Here is a 3,277-nt window from a genome sequence, read left to right on the forward strand (position 1 = left end):
CGCCCACCACCGTGAAGTACAGGGAGCAGCCCTCCGGGTAGACGTGGCTGATGTGGCACATGATGAGCGCCGGGGAACCGTCCTCCACCAGGGACGTCGACAGCGCCTTGCCCACCGCCTTCTTCAAACGTGGGACGTTCGACCAGTCCGTCGCCGTCTCCAGGGTCTCGCAGAGCGCGCCACCGTCGATGAGAGAGTCCCGCAGCACCGGTGCGCCGAAACGGCCTTCCTCCCACGTCCGAGCTGGGCCTTCGCCGAGGGACTGGCCGCCGTTGCGGATCATGATCGCCCGGGTTTCCTCGTGGCGGGACTGGGCGTGCTGCGTGGTGCCCTCGAAGAGGGTAATCGCCAAGCAGCCCTTGTGCTCGGATTCGTCCTGCTCCCCGATGTTGTCGGTGCTGGTGAGGTTCACGGAGGATTCGATTTCATCGGACAGGCGCAGCACGGTGGGGCCAGCGCCGGTCTGGGTGACTTCGCGAAGGGCGTTGGCGCCGTCGATGAAGGAGGGGAAGCTAAAGGCCTCGTAGAGCTTCGTCTCCGGAATCGGGTGCACGCGCACCCGCACCCGCGTGATGATTCCCAACGCGCCCTCGGAGCCGATGAAGAGCGCCTTTAGGCTTGGGCCGGCCGCCGTCGCGGGAGAGGCCTGACCAGGCCGGATGATGCCCTTCGGTGTCACGACCGTGAGCTCGCGAATCATCGCATCGAAGCGCCCATAGCCAGCCGAGTTCTGGCCGGAACTCCGGGTCGCCGCGAAACCACCGATCGTGGCGTAGGGGAAGGACTGCGGGAAGTGCCCTAGCTGCAGGCCGTGCTCGGCCAGCAGCAGCTCAGCTTGTGGCCCGGAGAGGCCCGCGCCCAACGTGGCCAATCCGCTGACGGGATCAACGTCCTCCAGCTGGTCGAAGCGGCCCAAGTCGAGGCTGATCACCGCCCGGTGCGTGCCCGGCACCGGATTCAGCCCGCCGACCACGGAGGTACCGCCACCAAATGGAACGACGGCGATTCCCTCCTCGGAGCAGTAACGAAGGATCTCCAGGACCTGCTCCTCATCGGCAGGGGCGACGACCAGATCTGGGGCCGCGATCTCCTTATCTGCGCGCCAATCCAGCAGGTCGAGATAGCTTTTCCCGCGCGCGCGGGGCAGGCGCTGGTCGGCGTCGTCGGAAATGAAGGATTCCCCAACGATGGCGGCGAAACGTTCGCGGTCGGCGTCGGTGACCTTCGGGGTGGAGAGGCGAATGGCGCCCGCTTCCCGGCGCGGCACGGGTGGGGTCACCCCCAGCATTTTCTCCAGCATCTTCTGGATGGACGGGGACAGCGGCTTGACTTCCTCGTGGGTGCCCCAGAGGTTGAACTCCATGGGTGGCGTGGGCAGCGACTGGTGATCGCTGGTGCTGGTTGTCGCGCTTTTCTTCTGCTTATTCATGGACTTAGACTACGCAACCGGCGGCGCTTTTTAGCGTAATTTACAAGGTATGACTAAGCCCTTGGGAACCTATGACCCGGCCCGCGCGGCGCTCTCCCCCTCCCGGCGGGTTGAGCTGCTGGAACGCCTCCGGTCCGCCGCCTCTCCGGCCGTGGCGGCGGGCTCGCCCGAGATCGACGTGATCGTGATCGGGGCCGGCGTGACGGGCGCGGGCATCGCGCTGGACGCCGCGACCCGTGGACTCTCGGTGCTGCTCGTGGACCAGGTTGACCTCGCCTTCGGTACCTCGCGGTGGTCCTCGAAGTTGGCCCACGGCGGGCTGCGTTACCTCGCCAGCGGCAACGTGAGCATCGCGCGGCGTTCCGCCGTGGAGCGTGGGGTCCTCATGGAGGTCACCGCCCCGCACCTCACCCGTGCCCTGGGGCAGGTCGTCCCTGTGAATCGCAAGTTTTCCCTGCTCAACCGGGTTCTCCCCCGCCTCGGATTCCTCGCTGGCGATGTTCTCCGGATCGCTGCGGGGACGTCCTCGCGTACGCTGCCGCGCTCCCGCACGATCAGCGCCCGGCGCGTCGCGGAGCTGTGCCCGGCGGTCGATCGGGACGGTTTGCTCTTCGGTTATCTCAACTACGACGGCCAGTTGCTCGACGACGCCGCCCTGGTCACCGCGCTCGCGCGGACGGCGGCGGGCTTTGGCGCCGATGTGCTGACCCACGCGACGGCAAGCCGGGTGGATGCTGCGGCGGATGGCTCTGGCAGCAAGGTTGTGCTGGACGTCGGCGGGGAGGAGCTCTCGCTTCGCGCGGCCTGCGTCGTGAATGCCACCGGCGTGTGGGCTGGCGGCTTGGATGAGGTAGTGACGGTCACGCCATCGCGTGGCACGCACTTGGTGATCGATGCTGCCAAGGTGGGGAACCCAGCCGGGGCTCTCACCGTGCCGGTGCCGGGAGCCACCAACCGCTTCTGCTTCATTCTGCCGACCCAGCTGGGGCGCTGCTATATCGGCATCACCGACGAGCCCGCCCCGCTGGAGGATGTGCCTAAGGCCCCGTCGGAGGATGTGGACTGGATCCTCGATGTCGTGAACCAGGCCTTGGCCACCAAGCTGACCCGCGCGGATGTGCTGGGCGCTTTCGCGGGCCTGCGACCGCTGGTGCAGCTCAAGGGCGCTAGCGCTGGCCCGGAGAGTACGGCGGATCTCTCGCGCGAACACGCCATCATCGAGCGGGAGGGAATGATCACCGTGACCGGCGGCAAGCTCACGGAGTACCGCCTGATGGCGGAGCAGACCGTGGATGCGGTGCTGCGGAAGGCCCCCGCGCTGCAGGCGAAGGCCGGGAAATGCATCACCAAGTCCGTCCCGCTCGTGGGGGCGCCAGACCGCCCTGATAATCGGGATACCGCGCCGTGCCTGGTGGAGCGGGGTTCGGAGGCTGTGGTTCCCGGCCTCGATGTCACGCGGGCGCAGTTGAGCTTCGCTGTGACTCACGAGGGGGCCCGGACGGTGTCCGATATTGTCGACCGGCGCACCCGGCTGGGGCTGGTTCCCGAGCACCGGGCGGCTGCGGAGCCCGTGGCGCGCGAGGTGCTCGCTGCCGCTGGCATCGAGGACTAGACCAGCGCCCCTGCCCCGGGCCGGGCTGGGCTGCGGCTCACGCCCTGGGAGGCAAGCCAAGACTCATCCTTTAGTGATTAAGGGGTTCACCTTCGCCTCAAGGTTTATACCTTAAGAGTTAAAGGGTAACTCTCCGGCTCAAGAGTACCCCTTTAACTTTTATCCCAGCACCCTGTTTTAGACCTGGTCGATCGGCTTGATCATGATCGTTTCCACGTCCATGTGCGCCGGTCGGC

At 66.8% G+C, this 3,277-nt stretch carries 2 protein-coding genes; one reads left to right on the top strand and one right to left on the bottom strand.

Features of this window, described 5'->3' with window-relative positions; translation table 11 throughout:
• On the bottom strand, nt 1-1,363 hold a 1,363-nt coding region (locus Q1V78_RS08740), incomplete at its 3' end, for an FAD-binding oxidoreductase (protein ID WP_300613674.1).
• A gap of 115 nt (nt 1,364-1,478) precedes the next feature.
• Here Q1V78_RS08740 and Q1V78_RS08745 point away from each other — a divergent pair.
• Nucleotides 1,479-3,041 carry a glycerol-3-phosphate dehydrogenase/oxidase gene (locus tag Q1V78_RS08745; RefSeq protein ID WP_300613672.1) on the top strand — a complete coding sequence of 521 codons (1,563 nt, stop codon included), beginning with the start codon at nt 1,479-1,481 and terminating at the stop codon, nt 3,039-3,041.
• Nucleotides 3,042-3,277: the final 236 nt, after the last annotated feature.

The organism is Corynebacterium sp., from assembly GCF_030152825.1.
In the GTDB taxonomy this organism is placed as follows: domain Bacteria; phylum Actinomycetota; class Actinomycetes; order Mycobacteriales; family Mycobacteriaceae; genus Corynebacterium.